We start from the raw sequence: 1,400 nt of genomic DNA on the forward strand, positions 1-1,400 counted from the left end.
CTGTGAGTATCGAGGTGGTTGGTCTGGGACTAGCTGGCAGGATAAGAACCAGCCGTCCCACCCTTGGATGTGACTCATTAAAAGCCTGACCCGAAAGGTGTCATTCCATTGACCTGTCCATCCAAATGGGGTGGGTCGGCCGGGACCAATCCGGCCCACCTCGGTAACTTGATCAGAAGATTGTCCACCCCAGCTAGGGGCGTGACCCATCACAGTGCTGTTCCGTAGTGACCCTTACCCGGACTGGTACCGGCCGTTCACGGCCGACCAAGAAAATCCAGGAAAGGAAAGTACGGTGACCGCACAACCTATCGTCGCTCATTGCCACCCATTTGTCGTGGGTGTCGACACTCACTCACGTAATCATGTCTACGCCATCATTGATTCCAGCAATGGCGCTCTACTCGATACCCAGTCGTTTCCAGTGACCAGCAGTGGGATCAACAGGGCCATTAGCTGGGTCGCACGACGCACCGAAGGCAACGCTGACACCCTCTGGATCATTGAAGGTGCCGCCACCTATGGAGCGATCCTTGCCGGCACTGTTGCAGCCCATGGGTTCCCCGTATCCGAGGCACCACGCATGAGCAAGAAACAGAACCGTGGTGTGGGAAAAACTGACGTGTTAGATGCGCATCGCATGGCAATGGCGTCCCTGCCGCTTCCGGTAGACAAATTGCGCCATCCCCGGCTGAATGAGGGAATCCGCCAAGGATTGCGCATCCTTGTCACGGCACGCAGCTCGATGGCGAAAGACCGTACCAGGTCCGTGAATGCTTTGAACGCCCTGATTCGCAGCAACGGCCTGGGGATTGATGCCCGAAAGAAACTGATCGGAAGCCAGATTGCTGAAATCAGCCGGTGGCGGGACCGGGAAGAAGAACTGTCGCTGAGGATTGCACGGTCGGAAGCGGTACGACTGGCCAAACATGTCCTGGACTTGGATCAGCAGCTGGCTGCCAACGAGCAGCAACTGGACGAGCTGGTGAAGGTCAGCGTAGCAGCACCCCTATTAGATGAGGTCGGCTTCAAAGCAATCACAGTTGCGAAGTGCTTCGTCGCGTGGTCCCATGATGGGCGAGTGCGCAATGAAGCGGCGTTTGCCTGCCTGGCTGGCGTGAATCCGATTCCTGCGTCGTCCGGGAACACAACCCGGTACCGGCTTAATCGTGGTGGTGATAGGTCATTAAATGCTGCCCTGCATATTGCCGCGGTCACACGCATGGCCCATGACGAAGAGACTCGAGTTTATGTTGAGAAGCGTCAGGCTGAGGGGAAGACTGATCGGGAGATCCGTCGATGCATCAAACGCTATCTCGCCCGTCGGATCTTCAGAATCTTCAGTGCTTCAAAAATGATTGAAGAGGTTCCGGTTGCGGCTTGACAGACATAGAAGAGTC

1 protein-coding gene is annotated in these 1,400 nt (G+C 56.2%); it reads left to right on the plus strand.

The features are described from left to right. Nucleotides 1-295 precede the first annotated feature (295 nt). Complete coding sequence (locus ACIOU9_RS17910) at nt 296-1,384, plus strand: IS110 family transposase (protein WP_133835122.1); 1,089 nt, start codon at nt 296-298, stop codon at nt 1,382-1,384. The last annotated feature ends 16 nt before the right edge of the window (nt 1,385-1,400 follow it).

It is taken from the genome of Glutamicibacter sp. NPDC087583 (assembly GCF_044743685.1).
GTDB lineage: Bacteria > Actinomycetota > Actinomycetes > Actinomycetales > Micrococcaceae > Glutamicibacter.